13 protein-coding genes are annotated in these 19,412 nt (G+C 68.0%); 5 read left to right on the top strand and 8 right to left on the bottom strand.

Annotation, left to right across the window (positions count from 1 at the left end):
• The first annotated feature begins 12 nt into the window (after window positions 1-12).
• From OHA03_RS38440 to OHA03_RS38425, 4 genes are all read left to right on the top strand, one after another.
• Window positions 13-1,587, top strand: coding sequence for a Na+/H+ antiporter (locus tag OHA03_RS38440; protein ID WP_267008639.1), 1,575 nt, complete (start codon window positions 13-15; stop codon window positions 1,585-1,587).
• Window positions 1,588-1,990: 403 nt separating this feature from the next.
• On the top strand, window positions 1,991-3,940 hold the full coding sequence (locus OHA03_RS38435) for an amino acid transporter (protein ID WP_267008638.1): 1,950 nt from the start codon (window positions 1,991-1,993) through the stop codon (window positions 3,938-3,940).
• A 154-nt stretch (window positions 3,941-4,094) separates the two neighbouring features.
• Window positions 4,095-4,592: a GbsR/MarR family transcriptional regulator gene (locus tag OHA03_RS38430; protein WP_267008637.1), complete on the top strand. Its 498-nt coding sequence runs from the start codon at window positions 4,095-4,097 to the stop codon at window positions 4,590-4,592.
• A gap of 76 nt (window positions 4,593-4,668) precedes the next feature.
• A complete protein-coding gene (locus tag OHA03_RS38425; protein WP_267008636.1) occupies window positions 4,669-5,013 on the top strand; it encodes a hypothetical protein in 345 nt (114 codons plus the stop codon).
• Window positions 5,014-5,171: 158 nt separating this feature from the next.
• On the opposite strand, the gene OHA03_RS38420 is transcribed toward OHA03_RS38425, so the two are convergent.
• The 8 genes from OHA03_RS38420 to OHA03_RS38385 all read right to left on the bottom strand — a co-directional run bounded on the left by OHA03_RS38420 (window position 5,172) and on the right by OHA03_RS38385 (window position 16,778).
• Window positions 5,172-7,718, bottom strand: a complete 2,547-nt coding sequence (locus tag OHA03_RS38420; protein WP_267008635.1) for a sensor histidine kinase KdpD — start codon at window positions 7,716-7,718, stop codon at window positions 5,172-5,174.
• Window positions 7,719-7,792: 74 nt separating this feature from the next.
• The gene (locus OHA03_RS38415) at window positions 7,793-8,476 is read right to left on the bottom strand and encodes a response regulator (protein ID WP_267008634.1); all 684 of its coding nucleotides are present in this window, start codon (window positions 8,474-8,476) and stop codon (window positions 7,793-7,795) included.
• A gap of 115 nt (window positions 8,477-8,591) precedes the next feature.
• Complete coding sequence (locus OHA03_RS38410) at window positions 8,592-9,266, bottom strand: potassium-transporting ATPase subunit C (protein WP_267008633.1); 675 nt, start codon at window positions 9,264-9,266, stop codon at window positions 8,592-8,594.
• Window positions 9,267-9,271: 5 nt separating this feature from the next.
• Window positions 9,272-11,416, bottom strand: coding sequence for a potassium-transporting ATPase subunit KdpB (gene kdpB / locus OHA03_RS38405; protein ID WP_267008632.1), 2,145 nt, complete (start codon window positions 11,414-11,416; stop codon window positions 9,272-9,274).
• Window positions 11,413-13,077, bottom strand: a complete 1,665-nt coding sequence (gene kdpA / locus OHA03_RS38400; RefSeq protein ID WP_267008631.1) for a potassium-transporting ATPase subunit KdpA — start codon at window positions 13,075-13,077, stop codon at window positions 11,413-11,415. Before kdpA ends, kdpB (OHA03_RS38405) begins: the two co-directional genes overlap by 4 nt.
• Before the next feature lie 7 nt (window positions 13,078-13,084).
• Window positions 13,085-13,174 carry a K(+)-transporting ATPase subunit F gene (gene kdpF / locus OHA03_RS38395; RefSeq protein WP_037701211.1) on the bottom strand — a complete coding sequence of 30 codons (90 nt, stop codon included), beginning with the start codon at window positions 13,172-13,174 and terminating at the stop codon, window positions 13,085-13,087.
• Between the two features lie 576 nt (window positions 13,175-13,750).
• Window positions 13,751-15,307, bottom strand: a complete 1,557-nt coding sequence (locus OHA03_RS38390; RefSeq protein WP_267008630.1) for a hypothetical protein — start codon at window positions 15,305-15,307, stop codon at window positions 13,751-13,753.
• 196 nt (window positions 15,308-15,503) lie between these two features.
• A complete protein-coding gene (locus OHA03_RS38385; protein WP_267005943.1) occupies window positions 15,504-16,778 on the bottom strand; it encodes an ISL3 family transposase in 1,275 nt (424 codons plus the stop codon).
• 339 nt (window positions 16,779-17,117) lie between these two features.
• Here OHA03_RS38385 and kdpB (OHA03_RS38380) point away from each other — a divergent pair, with 339 nt between their 5' ends.
• A complete protein-coding gene (gene kdpB, locus OHA03_RS38380) occupies window positions 17,118-19,268 on the top strand; it encodes a potassium-transporting ATPase subunit KdpB (RefSeq protein WP_267008629.1) in 2,151 nt (716 codons plus the stop codon).
• Window positions 19,269-19,412 lie beyond the last annotated feature (144 nt).

The following is a 19,412-nucleotide window of genomic DNA, read 5'->3' as shown; positions in this document are numbered from 1 at the left end:
CAAGGGAACGGCATGCGCAGCGTAGGGACGGTCCTGGCTCTCGTGGTACTCGCCACCGTGGTGGCTACCTTCGCGCGCCGTTGGCGGATCCCCGCTCCTTCCCTCCTTGTGGTCGCCGGCCTCGCCGTCGCCCTGCTCCCGGGCACTCCCGACATCCAGATCAGCCCCGAGATCATCGGGCTCGTCGTGCTGCCGCCACTGCTGTACGCGAGCGCCGAGGAGCTGTCCTGGCGCGAACTGCGCGCGGTGTGGAAGCCGGTCGGGGTGCTGTCGATCGGCCTGGTGCTGGCCTCGGCGGCAGCGGTCGGCGCGGTGGCTTCCCTCGTCACGCCGCTGTCGTGGCAGATGGCGTTGGTGCTGGGCGCGGTGCTGGCCAGTACGGACCCGGTGGCGGTCACCGCGCTCGGCAGGCGACTGGCGCTGCCGCCCAAGGTGCAGGTACTGGTCCAGGCCGAGAGCCTGTTCAACGATGCGACATCGCTGGTCCTGTTCCGGGTCGCGGTGAGCGTCGCCGTGGCATCGGCGGCGGTCGGCTGGGGCGCGGCGGCACAGGAGTTCGCGCTACTGGCAGGCGGCGGCATGGTCATCGGCGCGGCCGTTGCGGGCGTGGTGGCCCTGATCCGCAGGCGTACGGAGGACCCGGTGCTGGAGACGGTGATTTCCCTCGTCACCCCGTACGCGGCCTACGTTCTGGCTGAGGCGGCACACGCGTCGGGTGTCACCTCCGTGGTGGTGGCCGGTGTCGTCCTGGGCGGCCGGGGCGACCGGCTCACCAACGCCCGCATTCGGCTCCAGCTGCACGCCGTCTACGGCACCGTGATCTTTCTGCTGGAGAGCGTCGTCTTCAGCCTCATCGGCCTGGCCTTGCCGGCCCAAGTACGCGCCCTCTCCGACGGTGACCGGGCGTGGCCGCTGTACGCGCTCTCCGTTGCCGCCACGTTGATCGCCATGCGCATGCTGTGGCTGGCACCCCTGTCGGCGGTGGTGCAGCGCAAGGGCGGCATCCAGCGCATGAACTGGCGAGTGCCTGTGGTGCTGACCTGGGCCGGCACCCGGGGTGTCGTACCGCTGGCCGCCGCCCTGTCCATCCCGGTGACCACACAGGCGGGGGCCACGCTCTCGGAACGCCCCCTCGTACTCGTCCTCACCACTTCGGTCGTGGTCGCCACCCTCGTCGTCCAGGGCTTCTCCCTCGCCTCGGTCGTCCGCCGCTCCGGCATCGCACTGGAACCCGACCACACGGAACGGGAGGAGGCCGAGGCCCGCTGCAGCCTGGCGACCGCGGGGCTGAGCCGCCTGGAGGAGATCTCGGACCTCGAAGCCGTCCCGGATGTCGTCCTCGACCGCCTCCGCCGCGGCCTGACGGCTCGACTCGACCACGCCCGCGACCGGCTCGCGCAGGACAACGGCGACGGGACCCCGACAGAATCCGCCGACCTCACCTACCGCCAGCTGCGCCGCGACCTGATCACCGTGGAGGCGGCCGAGCTCCAGCGCCTGTACGACGAGCACCGCATAGGCGACACGACCCGCCGCCGGCTGCAACGCTCACTGGACCTGGAGGAGGCGCGCCTCGCGGACGCCTAAAAACTCCTGACGCGATGACCTCAGACGCCGCAGCCCAGGGACGCCGGTAAGTTGCGCAGCTTGTTCAGCGGGTTGTCAGCGGCGCTGGGGCCCCCGCGGAACTCTTTGCCCGACGTGCCCAGCGAGCGGCCAGTGCTCTCCGGTCGGAAGCCCGCGATCCCCTCGTCCGTGTCACCTTCGTGCAGGGCGACCGCGAGACGTCGTACGACATGTCATTGAGTATTCGCTCCTGATATCGTCCTGCCGCCGTCGTCGGCGACAGTGAGTAGCCGGGACGGACAGGGGCGTTCCTCTCAGCGTGCGCCCCCGCTGGGCCTGTGGATCACTGTTTGCATACGCTGGCGCAGCCGTCCGCGTGATGGCCGGATCCGCACGCCGCGCAGCACGTCAGGAGAGTACGCAGATGGCCACCACCGAACACGCCCGTACGAGTCGATTGCGGGCGTGGATGCTGGAGGGCCTGTCCGACATGGCCAGGCACCAGCAGGGACCGCATGCCGAGCCGGAGCCCGCACACAAGGGGCAGCGATGGTGGCGGGTGATGTGCCTGACCGGCGTCGACTACTTCTCCACGCTGGGTTATCAGCCGGGCATCGCCGCCCTTGCGGCCGGGCTCCTGTCCCCGGTGGCCACCGTCGTGCTCGTGATCGTCACTCTGGCGGGCGCGCTGCCGGTCTACCGGCGGGTGGCCGAGGAGAGCCCGCGCGGCGAGGGATCGATCGCGATGCTGGAACGGCTGCTGTCGTTCTGGAAGGGCAAGCTGTTCGTCCTGACGCTGCTCGGCTTCGCCGCCACCGACTTCCTGATCACCATCACGTTGTCGGCGGCGGATGCCTCCACCCACCTGGTGGAGAACCCGCACCTGACCGATGTGCTGCACGACAAGCAGATGCTGATCACGCTGCTGCTGGTCGCGCTGCTCGGGGCAGTGTTCCTCAAGGGCTTCCTGGAGGCCATCGGCGTCGCCGTCGTGCTGGTCGGGATCTACCTGAGCCTGAACGTCGTCGTCGTGGTGGTGGGCCTGTGGCACGTCGCCACCGCCGCGCACGTGGTCACCGACTGGACCAGCGCCCTCACCACCGAGCACGGCAACGTCATCGCCATGGTCGGCGTCGCGCTGCTGGTCTTCCCGAAGCTGGCCCTTGGCCTGTCCGGCTTCGAGACCGGCGTCGCGGTCATGCCGCACGTCGAAGGCGACCCCGACGACACCGAGGAGAAGCCCACCGGGCGTATCCGGGGCACGAAGAAGCTCCTGACCACCGCCGCGGTGATCATGAGCGTGTTCCTGATCGCCACCAGCTTCATCACCACCGTGCTCATCCCGGAGAAGGAGTTCGAGTCGGGCGGCCAGGCCAACGGCCGCGCACTCGCGTACCTGGCGCACGAGTACCTCGGAAACATCTTCGGCACGGTCTACGACGTCTCCACCATCGCCATCCTGTGGTTCGCCGGCGCCTCCGCCATGGCCGGGCTGCTCAACCTGATGCCCCGCTACCTGCCCCGGTACGGCATGGCCCCGCACTGGGCGCGCGCCGTGCGCCCGATGGTGATCGTCTTCACCCTGGTGGCATTCCTGGTCACATGGATCTTCGACGCCGACGTCGACGCCCAGGGCGGCGCCTACGCCACCGGCGTCCTCGTGCTGATCAGCTCCGCCGCCATCGCCGTCACCATCGCCGCGCGCAAGGCCGGCCAGCGCAACTGGACCATCGCCTTCGCCGTCATCTCGGTGATCTTCCTCTACACCACCGTCGTGAACGTCATCGAGCGCCCCGACGGCGTGAAGATCGGTGCCTGCTTCATCGCCGGGATCATCCTCGTCTCACTGCTTTCACGACTCGCCCGCGCCTTCGAGCTGCGTGTCACCAGCGTGACCATGGACGACATGGCGGAACGTTTCGTGCGCGACGTCGCCAGCCGCAGAATCCGGTTCATCGCCAATGAGCCCGACAACCGGGACAAGGCCGAGTACCGCGACAAGATCGGGCAGATCCGTCACGACAACGACGTCCCGACCCCAGAGGACTTCGTCTTCGTCGAGGTCACCGTCCTCGACCCCTCGGAGTTCGAGGCGGGCCTGAACGTACGTGGCGAAGTCCTGCACGGCCGCTACCGTGTCCTGACCCTGGAGAGCTCCTCCATCCCCAACGCCCTCGCCGCCCTGCTCCTGCACGTCCGCGACACCACCGGCTGCACCCCGCACATCTACTTCGAGTGGACCGAGGGCAACCCCTTCGCCAACTTCCTCCGTTTCTTCCTCTTCGGTCAGGGCGAGGTCGCCCCCGTCACCCGTGAGGTCCTCCGCGAGGCCGAACCCGACCGGGCCCGCCGCCCTCGAGTCCACGTCGGCTGAGCCGGGCGAGCACTGAACGGCAGAGTCGACCGGGCCTTCGGAGGTCGGGCGACCGGAGGGCGGCGGCGAGGACGCCTGTCGCGATGACGGTGAGGCGGCGTCTGAGATGACACACATTTCTGTTATCTCAGTTTGAACTGCTATCTTTGACGGTGTGCCGCAGGACTCGCAGTTGATCTTCGCCGACCACGTCGGCCGCTTTTATGCACGCCAGTACGGCTTCCCGCCGATGGCTGGACGTCTGCTGGGGTATCTGTTCGTCTGCGATCCGCCGCAGCAGACGATCGATGAGTTGAGCGACGCGTTGTTGGCGAGCCGCAGCGCCATCACTGGTGCGGTCAAACTGCTCGAGAACTATCGAATGGCGCGGCGAACACGCATCACCGGCGAGCGGGTGGACCGGGTGAGTCTGAATCCGGTGAGCCAGCAGCCGCAGAACTTCGATTCCGCCATCCATGAGGAGCATGCGGCGCTGTTCCGGGAGGGGTTGGCGCTGCTCGCCGATGCTCCACCGGAGCGTCGTGCTCCACTCGAGGAAATGGTCGCGCTGGCCGAGTTCCTCGGCGAGCGACTGCCCACGCTGCTGGATGAGTGGCATACACATCGCGATGAGCTTCGAGCATCGGGAAAGCTGCCCACGCCGGGCGGATAGCAGAAAGACGCCCGGAGGGGACACGCCAGGCCCCGGGTGGCAGACCCGGGCCAAGACCATTGGAAGGTTGCCAAACATGACTGACTCCGACCTGTCCGTCCTGCGGGAACGGGCCGAGAACGGTGACGAGACTGCGGTCGACGAGCTGATCGAACTGGCCACCGAACTTGACGACATGGGCGAACTGCGACGCCTCGCCGACAAGGGCAACACCACCGCCGCCGACCAATTGATCGAACTCGCCGCCGAGCACGGCAACATGGATGAGCTTCGGCGTCTTTCCGACGGCGGCAACGCCACCGCGACCGATCAGTTGATCGAACTCGCCACCGAGCTCGACGACATGGGCGAACTGCGACGCCTCGCCGACAAGGGCAACACCACCGCCGCCGAGCAGCTCATGGAACTCACCGCCGAGTAACTGCCTGTTGTCGAGCCTCAGACGGTCAGCTGATGGCCGAGGCTTGCTCGGCGGCTCGCGCTCTGCCGCCGACGGAGTCGCCGATCGAGCAGAGCAGCAGGCCGCTCGGCCTCCAGGGGCGCGGCCGGCACCATGAACGGCGTCCCGCGGCTCCCCCTTCAGGATGTGACTGCAGCCGGGAGGTCCGGGTAGGCCGAGGGATGGCCGACCGCGGCGGGGAGCGTCAGGACCATGGTCATGCCGCCGCCGGGGGTGTCCTCGGCGGTCAGCCTGCCGCCGATCGCCTCTGCGAACCCGCGGGCGACCGCGAGACCGAGACCGACCCCGGCGCCGCTCGGGGCATCTCCGTAGCGCTGGAACGGAGCGAAGATCCGGCCCTTCGCCTCGTCCGGGACACCTGGACCGCGGTCCGTCACCCGGACTTCCACACGGTCGGCGATCGCGCTGGCCGAAACCACCACGGGCCCACCTTCGGGGGCGTACTTGACCGCGTTCTCGACGATGTTGGCGACGGTGCGCTCCAGCAGGCCCGGGTCGACCGCAACCATCGGAAGATCTTCAGGGATGTCGAGAACGACGCTGTCCTCCGGTACGCCGCCGAGCGCCATCGGGACGACCTCGTCGACATAGATCTCCCGGATGAGCGGGGTGACGGTTCCGGTCTGGAGGCGGGACATGTCGAGGAGGTTGCCGACAAGGTGGTCGAGCCGGTCCGCGCCCGCCTCGATGCCTTCGAGGAGCTCGGCGTGGTCCGCCTCGGACCACTCCACGTCGTCGGACCTGAGGGAGGAGACAGCGGCCTTGATGCCGGCCAGCGGCGTACGCAGGTCATGACTGACGGCGGCGAGCAGGGCAGTGCGGATGCGGTTGCCCTCGGCCAGCTCACGTGCGTGCTCCGCCTCCCCGACCAGGCGCTGGCGGTCGAGTACCACGGCGGCCTGGGCGGCGAAGGCGGCCAGCACCCGGCGGTCCTCTGCGGGCAGGACACGGCCGGAGAGGGCCAGTGCCATGTGGTCGCCGACCGGCATGTCCACGTCCGCGTCCTCGGGGCGTGCGAGTGGACGGGCCGTCCCTGCGCGGCCGGTGCAGGTCCAAGGATCGACGTCGCTTTCGCGTTCCAGCAGCGCCACGGACTCCATGTTGAAGATCTCGCGCACCTGCTCCAGGAGCGATTCCAGACTCGTCTCGCCACGCAGCACGTTGCCTGCAAGGAAGGAGAGGATCTCGGACTCGGCGCGCAGCCGGGCGGCCTGATGGGTGCGTCGGGCGGCCAGGTCCACGACAGAGGCGACCGAGACGGCCACGCCGACGAAGATCACGATAGCCACGATGTTCTTGGGGTCCGCGATGGTGAACTCGTGCAGCGGCGGGGTGAAGTAGTAGTTGAGCAGCAATGAGCCGATGGCGACCGAGCCCAGTGCCGGGAGGAGCCCGCCGATCAGCGCCGCAGTCACCGTCAGCGTCAGGAACAACAGCATGTCGTTGGCGAGGCCGACCTCGGGTGCGACGCCGTTGAGCAGGAGAGTGAGCAGGACCGGGCCTGCGACACCGACGAGCCAGCCCCAGATGATCCGGGCTCGGCCCAGGCGCGCGCCACGGGCCACGGGCAGGCCCCTGCCCTTGGCTGCTTCTCCATGGGTGACGATGTGGACGTCGAGGTCGGGTCCCGACTCACGGGCGACGGTGGCGCTGACGCCGGGGCCGAAGGCGTACTGCCACGTCCTGCGGCGGCTGACGCCGAGCACGATCTGAGTTGCGTTCACACCACGCGCGAAGTCGAGCAGGGCGGACGGGACGTTATCGCCTATGACGTGGTGGAACGTGCCGCCGAGGTCCTCGACCAGGGTCCGCTGGGCCGCGAGCTCCTTGGGCGAGGCGGCGCTCAGGCCGTCGCTGCGGGCGATGTAGACCGCGAGCACCTCACCGCCGGCGCCCTTCTCGGCGAGCCGGGCGGCGCGGCGGATGAGTGTACGGCCCTCGGGGCCGCCGGTGAGACCGACCACGATGCGTTCGCGGGAGCCCCAGATCTTGGAGACCCGGTGTTCGGTGCGGTACTCCTGCAGGTATTCGTCGACCCGGTCCGCCGTCCACAGCAGCGCCAACTCTCGCAGCGCGGTGAGATTGCCGGGCCGGAAGTAATTGGAGAGAGCGGCGTCGACCTTGTCCGGCTTGTAGACGTTGCCGTGGGCCATCCGGCGGCGCAGCGCCTGGGGTGACATGTCGACCAGCTCGATCTGGTCGGCGCGGCGGACCACCTCGTCGGGGACGGTCTCCCGCTGCCGTATTCCCGTGATCGACTCGACGACGTCACCGAGCGACTCCAGGTGCTGGATGTTGACCGTGGAGACCACGTCGATGCCCGCCTGGAGCAGTTCTTCGACATCCTGCCAGCGCTTGGCGTTGCGGGAACCTGGCACATTGGTGTGGGCGAGCTCGTCGACGAGGGCGACAGCCGGGCGGCGCTCCAGCACCGCATCGACGTCCATTTCGGTGAAGACGGTGTCGCGGTACTCGATCTCGCGGCGCTGAATCTGGTCGAGACCGTGCAGCATTACTTCGGTGCGGGTCCGGTTGTGGTGTTCCACGAACGCAACCACACAGTCCGTGCCACGTTCGATCCGGCGGTGCGCCTCGGAGAGCATCGCGTATGTCTTGCCGACACCAGGTGCCGCGCCGAGGTAGATCCGGAGCTTGCCGCGTCCCATGGTTCCGATCTTTGCAGTTGAGGGGCTTGTTTGCAGGTCCGCGTCCGCCGCAGTCGGCCGGACCGCGGAGCGCCTCACATCTCGAAGCGGTAGCCCATACCTGGGGCAGTGATGAGATGCCGGGGATGCGAAGGGTCTGCCTCGAGTTTGCGACGCAGCTGGGCCATATAGACACGGAGATAGTTGGCCTGCGTGCCGTAGGTGGGGCCCCAGACTTCCTGCAGCAGTTGCTTCTGGCCGACGAGTCGCCCGCGATGGTGGATCAGCACTTCCAGCAGATGCCATTCGGTCGGGGTGAGGCGGACGTCGCGCCCCTCCCGCTTGACCGTCTTCGTCAGCAGGTCGACGGTGAATGCCTCGGTCGCGACGATCACCGAATCATCGGTGGCAGGCGCACCCGCAGCTCGACGGGATGCGGCCCGAAGCCGGGCCAGCAGTTCGTCCATGCTGAAGGGCTTGGTGATGTAGTCGTCGGCGCCCGCGTCGAGCGCTACGACCTTCTCGTCGGAGGTCCGTCGGGCGGAGACCACGAGGATCGGCGCCCGGCTCCAGCCGCGAAGTCCCTTGATCACGTCGATACCGTCCATGTCGGGCAGGCCTAGATCCAGCAGTACGACGTCCGGGGGGCGCGCGGCGGCCAGCCGAAGGGCCGTCCCTCCGTCGGAGGCGGCGTCCACCTCGTACTTGCGTGCCTTGAGATTGATCTCGAGAGCCCGTACGAGCTGTAGTTCGTCCTCCACCACCAGCACCCGAGTCATAGCTGTGCCGCCTTTCTGCTGTGCACGAGGAGCGTCGCGTCATGGACTGGGGAGGGAGCCGACGGCCCGGGGGTACTCCTCGGGCGCCGGGCTCCCGCCCACCGGCGTAAGACGATCACTTCTCGGTGAGTTCCTTGAGTGCGATGTTGAGCTTGAGCACGTTCACCCGGGGCTCGCCCACGAAGCCGAGGGTGCGGCCGTCGGTGTTGTCCGCGACGAGCTTCTCGACCTGCTTGACGTCGAGGTTGTTCTCCTCTGCGACACGGTGAACCTGGAGCTCGGCGTACTCCGGGGAAATGTGCGGGTCGAGACCGGAGCCGGAGGAGGTGACGGCGTCGGCCGGCACGGCCGAGGGGCTGACCGGGTGGCCGGGCACGGAGTTGTCCTTGACGACGGCGCCCTTGGCGGCGGTGACCCAGTCGATCAGGTCCTTGTTGTCGCCGGACCGGTTGGTCGCGCCGGACAGGATCAGCTTGTACTGCATGTTGACGCTGTTGCTGCCCAGCCCGTTGGAGGGACGCGGCTGGAACCACTTCAGGTCGGGACGGGCCGCCTCCTCCGCGTCGTTCGGGTCTTTCTTCGGCAGGTTGTACGTCTGGCCGATGAGTTCGGAGCCGACGACCTTGCCGCCCGACGTGATCTCGGAACCGTTGGCCTTGTCGTTGAACAGGGCCTGGCCCACCCCGGTGACAGCGAGCGGATAGAGGACGCCTGTCACCACGGTCAGGACGAGTAGGGCGCGGAGCGCCGCCCCGACCAACCGTGCGGTGCTGTTGACGGAACTGTTCATGGCGATCAGCCGATTCCGGGGATGAGGGAGAGGATCAGGTCGATGATCTTGATGCCGATGAACGGGGCGACCAGGCCGCCGAGTCCGTAGATCCCGAGGTTGCGGCGGAGCATCTTGTCGGCGCTGGTCGGCCGGTAGCGCACGCCCTTCAGGGCGAGCGGCACCAGCGCGATGATGATCAGCGCGTTGAAGACGACTGCGGAGAGGATCGCGGACTGCGGCGAGGACAGCTGCATGATGTTCAGCTTGTCCAGGCCCGGGTAGACCACCGCGAACATCGCCGGGATGATCGCGAAGTACTTCGCGACGTCGTTGGCGATCGAGAAGGTGGTCAACGCACCGCGGGTGATCAGCAACTGCTTGCCGATCTCGACGATCTCGATGAGCTTGGTCGGGTTGGAGTCCAGGTCCACCATGTTCCCGGCCTCCTTGGCGGCCGAGGTGCCGGTGTTCATGGCCACGCCGACATCGGCCTGGGCGAGCGCCGGAGCGTCGTTCGTACCGTCACCGGTCATCGCGACGAGCTTGCCGCCCGCCTGCTCACGCTTGATGAGGGCCATCTTGTCCTCGGGCGTGGCCTCGGCGAGGAAGTCGTCGACCCCCGCCTCCTCGGCGATGGCCTTCGCGGTCAGCGGGTTGTCTCCGGTGATCATCACCGTACGGATGCCCATCCGGCGCAGCTCGTCGAACCGCTCCCGCATCCCTTCCTTGACGACGTCCTTGAGATGGATGACCCCCAGCACGCGAGCGCCCTTGTCGTCCTCGACCGCGACCAGCAGCGGCGTACCGCCGGCTTCGGAGATCTTGTTGGCCGTCCGGTCGGCATCGACGGCAACCTGCCCGCCGCGCTCCGTGACCCAGGCGAGCACCGAACCGGTGGCGCCTTTACGGACCTTGCGGGTCTCGCCCTTCTCGGAGAGGTCCACCCCGCTCATGCGGGTCTGGGCGGTGAAGGACACCCACTCCGCATGCTCCAGCTCGCCCTGGTGGCGCTCTCGCAGTCCGTACTTCTCCTTCGCCAGGACGACGACGGAGCGGCCTTCGGGCGTCTCGTCGGCGAGCGAGGAGAGCTGGGCGGCGTCGGCCAGTTCGGCCTCCGTCGTGCCCTTGACGGGTACGAACTCGGCGGCCTGGCGGTTGCCGAGCGTGATGGTGCCGGTCTTGTCGAGCAGCAGCGTGGAGACGTCACCGGCGGCCTCGACGGCGCGTCCCGACATGGCGAGCACATTGCGCTGCACGAGGCGGTCCATGCCCGCGATGCCGATCGCGGAGAGCAGCGCGCCGATCGTGGTCGGGATCAGGCAGACCAGCAGCGCGGTCAGGACGATCATCGACTGCCGCTGTCCCGCGTAGATCGCGAACGGCTGCAGGGTGACGACCGCGAGCAGGAAGACGATGGTGAGGGACGCGAGCAGGATGTTCAGCGCGATCTCGTTGGGGGTCTTCTGCCGAGCAGCGCCCTCGACCAGGGCGATCATCCGGTCGATGAACGTCTCGCCGGGCTTGGTGGTGATCTTGATGACGATGCGGTCGGAGAGCACCTTCGTACCACCGGTGACCGCGCTGCGGTCGCCGCCCGACTCGCGGATCACCGGCGCCGACTCCCCCGTGATGGCGGACTCGTCGACGCTGGCGACACCCTCGACGACGTCACCGTCACCGGGGACGATGTCACCGGCCTCGCAGACCACCAGGTCGCCGATGCGCAGATCGGTGCCCGGCACCTGTTCCTCAGCCCTGCCGTCCTTGGACAGGCGGCGGGCGACGGTGTCGGTCTTTGCCTTGCGCAGCGTGTCGGCCTGGGCCTTGCCGCGGCCCTCGGCGACCGCCTCCGCCAGGTTGGCGAAGATCGTGGTGAGCCAGAGCCACACGGCGATCGCCCAGCCGAACCAGTCGGTCGGGTCCAGGGCGGCCAGGACGGTGGTGAGCACCGAACCGGCCAGGACCACGAACATCACCGGTGACTTGACCATCACCCGGGGGTCGAGCTTGCGTACCGCGTCGGGGAAGGACTTGAGCAGCTGCTTGGGGTCGAACAGCCCGGCACCGACGCGTCCTTCGGGCCGGTGACCGGTAGGCGCGTACTGGTGCGGTGCCCGGTCGTTGGTGACAGTGGACATCGAGTCCTCTTGCTTCAGATTCGTGGTCATGACGCCAGCCCCTCGGCCAGCGGTCCCAGTGCCAGCGCCGGGAAGAAGGTCAGACCGGTGACGATCAGGATCGTGCCGACCAGCAGCCCGGTGAAGAGCGGCTTGTGCGTGCCGAGCGTGCCCACGGTCGCCGGGACGGGCTTCTGCTCGGCGAGCGAGCCGGCCAGCGCCAGGACGAACACCATCGGCAGGAACCGGCCCAGCAGCATCGCGAGCCCGATCGTGGTGTTGAACCACTGCGTGTCCGCGTTCAGACCCGCGAAGGCCGAACCGTTGTTGTTGGCACCCGAGGTGAACGCGTAGAGGATCTCGGAGAAGCCGTGCGCACCGGAGTTGGTCATCGAGTTGACCGGGGTGGGCAGGGCCATCGACGCGGCGGTGAAGATGAGCACCAGCGCCGGGGTGATCAGGATGTAGCAGGCCGCAAGCTTGATCTCACGGGTGCCGATCTTCTTGCCGAGGTACTCGGGGGTACGACCGACCATCAGACCCGCGATGAACACCGCGATGATCGCCATGATCAGCATGCCGTAGAGGCCGGAACCGGTACCACCGGGGGCGATCTCACCGAGCTGCATACCCAGCATCGTGATACCGCCGCCGAAACCGGTGAACGAGGAGTGGAACGAGTTCACCGCACCCGTCGAAGTCAGCGTGGTGGACACCGCGAAGATCGACGAGCCACCGACCCCGAAGCGGGTCTCCTTGCCCTCCATCGCCCCGCCCGCGATGTCGAACGCCGGACCGTGGTGGGCGAACTCCGTCCACATCATCAACGCAACGAAACCGAGCCAGATCACGCCCATCGTCGCGAGGATCGCGTACCCCTGCTTGAGGGAGCCCACCATCCGGCCGAAGGTGCGGGTCAGCGCGAACGGAATGACCAGGAGCAGGAAGATCTCAAGAAGGTTGGAGAGCCCGTTGGGGTTCTCGAAGGGGTGGGCCGAGTTGGCGTTGAAGTAACCACCGCCGTTCGTACCCAGCTCCTTGATCGCCTCCTGCGAAGCGACCGCACCACCGTTCCACTGCTGCGACCCGCCCATGAACTGGCCAACCCCGTGGATACCGGCGAAGTTCTGGATCGCACCGCACGCCACCAGGGCAATCGCCCCGACCACGGAGAGCGGCAGCAGGATCCGTATGGTGCCGCGCACCAGGTCGGACCAGAAGTTGCCGAGCTCACCGGTGCGCGAGCGGGCGAAACCCCTCACCAGCGCCACCGCGACCGCGATACCCACAGCGGCCGAGACGAAGTTCTGCACCGCGAGGCCGCCGGTCTGCACGACATGGCCCATGGCCTGCTCGCCGTAGTACGACTGCCAGTTGGTGTTCGACACGAACGAGGCAGCCGTGTTGAACGCCTGGTCCGGATCGATCGAGGAGAAGCCGAGCGAGCCGGGCAGACTGCCCTGGAACCGCTGCAGCAGATAGAGGAAGAGAACGCTCACCGCGGAGAACGCCAGGACCCCGCGGAGGTAGGCGGGCCAGCGCATCTCCGTATCGGGATTGGCGCCGATGGACTTGTAGATCCATTTCTCGACGCGCAGGTGCTTCTTCGAGGAGTAGACGGCGGCCATGTAGTCGCCGAGGGGGCGGTACGCCAGACCCAGCGCCACCACGAGCGCGAGCAGCTGGAGCACACCAGCGAGGACGGGGCTCATATCGGGCTCAGAACCTCTCCGGGTACAGAAGGGCGAGGACGAGATAGCCCAGCAGGGCGACGGCCACGATCAGACCGACGATGTTCTCGGCAGTCACAGCTTCGCCACCCCCTTGGCAACAAGAGCCACCAGCGCGAAGACCGCGATCGTGGTGACGACGAAGGCCATGTCGGCCACCGTGAACTCCTGAAAGAGATTCGGATTGAACGGACCTGTAGAGGAAACCCCCTCTGCGAGCGGCCACGCGCTCCGTTGACGGGGCCCTTACGACCGTGGGTGCTCTCTTGACGGGCCTCTTACGCAACCGTCCCCAGACCCGGAATATGCAGGTCCTGAGTACTTCGGACGGCGGTCTGCGGTCCACCGGCCCGTCGCTTTCCGGTCATCGCTCGGGCCGATCCGCCCGATGCGGCTGCGCTCCTGCCACGAGGATGTTCAGCCCCCGGCGCCTGGTCGCCAGGACCGGCCGGTCGCCCGGCTTCAGGACCCGCCCGTGGGGCGGGTGCCGAGTCGAATCCCGGGCTGTCGAGGCGTGAGGCGCCCACTGGCGAGATGACCGCGTCGGTCTTCCTGATCACTTCGAGCCGCCGCGCGTGAGCAACGAGGTGCGAACCTTGACGACTCTCTGCCATGGTCGGGACACAGGGCCTCGGACGCGGAGGCTCGCAGGTGCTCAGGCGCGGAACTCGGCCAGGCGTGGGCGCAGACTCAGCACGGTCAGCGCTGCGGCCGCCATCAGGGCGCCGCCGGCCGCCGAAAGCAGCCCTGAGACCGCGCCTCGACCCTCGCGCACGGACGTGGCGAAGTGGGTCCGGTTGATCTCGGTGACCTCGTCGAGGGCGTCCATCCAGGCGCCGAAGTGGGCGTTGGACTTGTTCTTGTCCCAGCTGATGCAGAACGCGACGGCCTCCCGCTCCTTGCCCTCGGCGACCAGACGGCGGACGATGCGGTCGTCGCGCTGGTAGACGGCGTACGTCTCGACGGTCCGCTCCGCTGCGGCGCGCTCGCGAGGGAAGGTGATGTTGTCGAGTTCGCGCCGAAATTCACCCGTGAAGCGCAGGTCGGTGGGGTCGGTGCGGTAGGCGGACCAAGTGGCCTCCAGGCCCGCGTCGTAGGTGTCGATGCTCGCGCCCTCGATTCCGTACAGTTGCTGCGAGTTGTCGAGGAAGGCCTGCTCATAGCCGGTCCGCTCCTGCTTGACCAGGAGGTAGCGGCTTTCGTCGGCGTTCGCGTCGTAGGCGACAGCGCGGGCCCGGGACAGCGCGACGACGGAGTCGAACGCGTCGCGCCGGGCGCCGCGCAGATGCTCGGAGGAAGCAGCGATTGCCTGACCGGCGACAGCGAGAGCGATGCAGGCGCAGAGCGTGGCAGCCACCAGCCCCGGATTGAGGATGCGGTGGAAGCCCCGCGCGAGATACCACTGCAGCACCACGAGAAGGGCGAGAAGCAGCAGGCCGAGCACGACGGCGGTGATCAGTTCGGCGCTGAGGCGGGAGCGTGCGGCGTCGTACTCGGCTTCGTACGCGTCGTCGTTGGCGGCGATCAAAGCCTGTGACTCGGGCCGGATTTCGGCGGACAGCAGAGCGGTGGCCGAGCGGTAGTCGTCCACCGCCGCCGCCTTGCCGCCCTTGCGGCCGTCGTTCTCCAGGGCGCGGCCGATCAGCTCCTGATAGCGGGCGAAGTTCTCGGTCAGCGCCTCGACGGTGTGCTCGGCCCGCGCGTCGCCCTCTGCGGCGACGGCGAGCGTGCGCAGTTCGCGGCTGACGGTACGGCGTGCGGCGCCATAGAAGCCGACGGCCTTGCCGTACGGGACATCCATCCGGTCCGCACCCGCATCACCGCTGGACAGCAAGATGTTGGCAGCCTGCGCGTCCATGTCGTTCAGGGCCAGATCGAGACCGGCGGCGCTGGTGGTGCGGGGAGCGTCGCGTCCTGTCACGGTGTCCCAGGTCGCGGAGACGGCCAGCCCTGCCAGAAGCAGAAGCAGCGCCAGGGCAGCAGTGAGCAGCAGGATCGCGGCGCGGATGAGACGCAGCCTGGCCGGAAGTGTCGCCCAGTGCCGCCGCAGCCGCCCCTTCAGGGCATCGCTGCGTGGGCGGCCCGGACGCTGCCCCCCTCGTGCCTGCGAGCCGGGACGCCCCGCTGGTGGTACGGCCGTCGCATGGCATGTTCCGGCTTCAGCCCGGGCCTCCGCCTCCGGACTGAGCGCGGCACCGGCGGTGATGGTCACGCGCCCTCCAAGCTCACACCACGGGCGGTCGTCCGCCCCCGTGCCGATGAGTCTCGACCCGGCACGGACGCGAATCGACCTCCCTTGACTGTGTCCTGACGCTCTGTCAGTGCTTCTTGACACGGGCTTGACGCCAGATGCCGGCGGCTGTCAGAAGGCCGTAAATACGGCTCTCCTGTCGCTTCCGTGGGTAGGTTCATGCAGCTTGACGCCCTGGTAGGTGGGGTCGGTGGCCGCCGAGGCTGAGCATGGTCAGTGCGATGAGCGCTGCGGGGTCCTTGAAGCCGAAGGCCATGCGGGTGATCAGGCGGATCTTGGTGTTCATGCTCTCCACGATCCCGTTGCTCATGGAGTGCTCGGCTGCCGCCGTGATGGCGTCCCAGTGCTTGACGATGGCCCGTTGCAGCTTGACGAAGGGCTCCAGTCGGGAGCGGCGGGCCCAAGACACCCAGTCGAGGAGGGCCTCGGGGGTGTCGGGGCCGGATTTCAACGCCAGGCGAAGGCCCTCCTTGAGCAGGTATGCGCGGTGCAGGACGGGGTGGGCTTTCGCGATGAACTCCAGTTGCGCGCGCTGGTGTTCGGTGAGGTCCTCAGGGCGTTTCCACAGGGCCCAGCGGGCCTTCTTCAGTGACTTCGAGCCCGGGGTGGCGCGGCCCTTGCCGCCGCGCTCGGCGTTCCAGACCTCGCGGCGCACGGTGTCCAGGGCGTCGGTGGCCCACTGCACGACGTGGAACGGGTCCATCACCCGCACCGCCTGCGGGCAGCGCTCGGCGACTACCTTCGCGATCCAGTCGGCGGCATCCGCGGACACGTGGGTGATCTTCGCGGAGCGTTCAGGTCCGAGCAGGTCGAAGAAGGACCGCAGTGTCTCCTTGTCCCGGCCGGCCGCCGCCCACACGAGCCGGCCGCTGTCGTGGTCGACCACCACGGTCAGGTACTTGTGGTGCCGCTTGTAGGAGATCTCGTCGATGCCGATCCGGGTAAGGCCCGCGAGCAGGTCCACGCGCTGTTCGACGTCCGACCACACGCGGGCGCAGATGCCGCCGACCGTGCGCCAGCCGATCCTCAGCAGTTGGACCACCGTGGTCTTCGAGCAGTGCGTGGCCAGCCAGGCCACCGTGTCGTCGAAGGCCAGGGTGTGCCCGGCACCGTGGCGGGCCCAGGGCACGTGGGCGACGACCACACCGTGCTCGGGACAGGACACCCGCGGCGCGTCGGCCTCGATGAACGCCCGGACCACCCCCAGGTCCAGGGCACGCCAGCGCCGGCGGCCCTCGCCGTTGTCGAACCGGGCGCACCGGCGACCGCAGACCCCGCACCGCTGCCGCCGCCTCTTCGCCGGGCGGGCATGGGCCACGATCACCACATCCCAGGGGCCCGCCTCCGCGCCGTTGCCCTCCTCGGCCTCGACCGACGCGACCACCGTGTGTTCGACTCCGAGCAGCCGAGTCCATATGCTTGCAGATCGCACGCCGTATCCAGGTTCTTCCGTTTCGTACTGTCGCAAGTCGAAACGTAGCCGGGCTACGGCGTGTTCTGCGTATCAGCCCTGGTCAGCGACCCACGGAAGCGACAGGAGAGCCGTAAATACCCCCGGCAGAGTGCGAATAAGGAGGGTGCCGGCGACTAGATTCCCTTACTGCCGCTCGAGATAGCGGACGTCAGTGGCATGACACGCACTCGGCGACGAGTATGCGGCTTCCCCGCGCCGCGTCCGCAGTTCGCCTGGTCGACGCCCGGGCGCCCCCTGGCGTCGACCAGGCCCATGCGCCTGCCACTCCCTGCAGACTCCATCAGAAGGTCCTCTGTGATGCTCCCCGCCGCCCCCCAGCAGGCTCCGACAGCACATACGCCCGGCGGGAGCCCTCCGGACCGGCCGCATCGGCGGCGCTCCCAGCAGGGCGGGTTCTTCGATCCCGTACAGCTGGTGAAGTCCTTCCCCGAAGCACTGCGCAAGTTGCACCCTCGGGCTCTGGTGAAGAACCCCGTGCTGTTCGTCGTCGCCGCCGGATCGGTGCTCACCACGCTCTCCGCGCTCATCCATCCGTCCGTCTTCACCTGGGTGATCAGCATCTGGCTGTGGCTGACGGTGATCTTCGCGAACCTCGCGGAGGCGGTCGCGGAGGGCCGCGGCAAGGCGCAGGCCGAGTCGCTGCGCAGGGCGCGCATGGACACCGTCGCCCTGCGGCTGCGCCACTGGAGGTACGGGACGGACCTGGCCCGTGCCGAGACCGAGGCCGTCGCCGCCACCGACCTCCGGCTCTTCGACTTCGTCCTCGTCGAGGCGGGCGAGCTGATCCCCGCCGACGGCGATGTGGTCGATGGCATCGCGGCGGTCGACGAGTCCGCCGTCACCGGTGAATCCGCCCCCGTCATACGCGAGTCGGGCGGCGACCGCTCCGGCGTCACAGGCGGTACGACGGTGCTCTCCGACCGGCTCGTCGTACGCGTCACCTCCCGTCCCGGACACTCCTTCATGGACCGGATGATCGCCTTGGTCGAGGGCGCACGCAGGCAGAAGACCCCCAACGAGATCGCGCTCAACATCCTGCTCGCCGCGCTGACCATCGTCTTCGTCCTGGTCGTCGTCACGCTCCAACCGATGGCCGCCTTCGCGCACGCCGCACAGTCCACGACCGTGCTGGTCGCGCTGCTAGTGACGCTCATCCCCACGACGATCGGTGCGCTGCTCTCCGCCATCGGCATCGCCGGCATGGACCGCCTGGTGCAACGCAACGTCCTGGCGATGTCCGGCAGAGCGGTCGAAGCGGCCGGCGACGTCAACACCCTGCTCCTCGACAAGACCGGCACCATCACCCTCGGCAACCGCGAGGCAACCGGCTTCGTCCCGCTGCCCGGTGTCGATGAACTGATGCTCGCGGACGCGGCCCAGCTCTCCTCCCTCTCCGACGAGACGCCGGAGGGCCGGTCCGTCGTCGTCCTGGCGAAGCAGCGGTACGGATTGCGGGCCCCGGCCGAAGGGGAGCTCGCCCACGCACAGTTCGTGGAGTTCAGCGCCCAGACCCGGATGAGTGGCATCGATATGCACTGGGACAACGGGGCCACCTGTCACATCCGCAAGGGCGCCGCGGCGCAGGTGATGAACTGGGTGGAAATCCGCGGTGGGACCGTTCCGTCCCAGGCGGTCCTATGGTCCGACTCGATCGCCTCGAGCGGTGCCACGCCGTTGCTGGTCGCCGTCCACGACTGGGACGGACCGCGAGTGCTCGGCATCATCCACCTCAAGGATGTCGTCAAGGACGGCATCCGGGAACGCTTCGCGGAGCTGCGCCGCATGGGTATCCGCACGGTGATGATCACCGGCGACAATCCTCTGACCGCCAAGGCGATCGCCCATGAGGCCGGCGTCGACGATTTCCTCGCCGATGCCACGCCCGAGGACAAACTCGCCCTGATCAAGCGCGAGCAGGAGGGCGGCAAGCTCGTCGCGATGACCGGCGACGGTACCAACGATGCGCCCGCGCTGGCTCAGGCGGACGTCGGCGTAGCGATGAACACCGGTACGTCGGCCGCCAAGGAGGCCGGGAACATGGTCGACCTGGACTCCAACCCGACCAAGCTCATCGAGATCGTCCAGATCGGCAAGCAACTCCTCATAACACGGGGCGCGTTGACGACGTTCTCGATCACCAACGATGTCGCCAAGTACTTCGCGATCATCCCGGCCATGTTCACCGGCGCCTATCCCGGGCTGGAAGCCCTCAACCTCATGGGCCTGCACAGTCCTACCTCCGCGATCACCTCGGCGATCATCTTCAACGCTCTGATCATCGTGGCGCTGATCCCGCTCGCCCTGCGCGGCGTGCGCTACACCCCGGCGTCGGCGCACGACCTCCTGCGCCGCAACCTCGCGGTGTACGGCCTGGGCGGGCTGGTGCTCCCGTTCATCGGCATCAAGCTGATCGACCTGCTGATCTCCACGATCCCCGGGCTCGGCTGACCCGCATCAGAGGGGTGTCAGGAACTGCCGGGAAGTCTTGAGCCGTTATCCGCGAGCCGTTTGGATGGTGAGCGTGAACAGCGAGTGGCTCCTTCTCGACCGGCCGCCTCATCAGGCGTCGCCTCGTCGTGTGCCCCGCTGTCC

Origin of the sequence: Streptomyces sp. NBC_00154 (assembly GCF_026342835.1) — a bacterium.
In the GTDB taxonomy this organism is placed as follows: Bacteria; Actinomycetota; Actinomycetes; order Streptomycetales; family Streptomycetaceae; genus Streptomyces.
The sequence above is the reverse complement of the archived record's forward strand: the minus strand, read 5'-3'. Positions and strand labels throughout refer to the sequence as shown.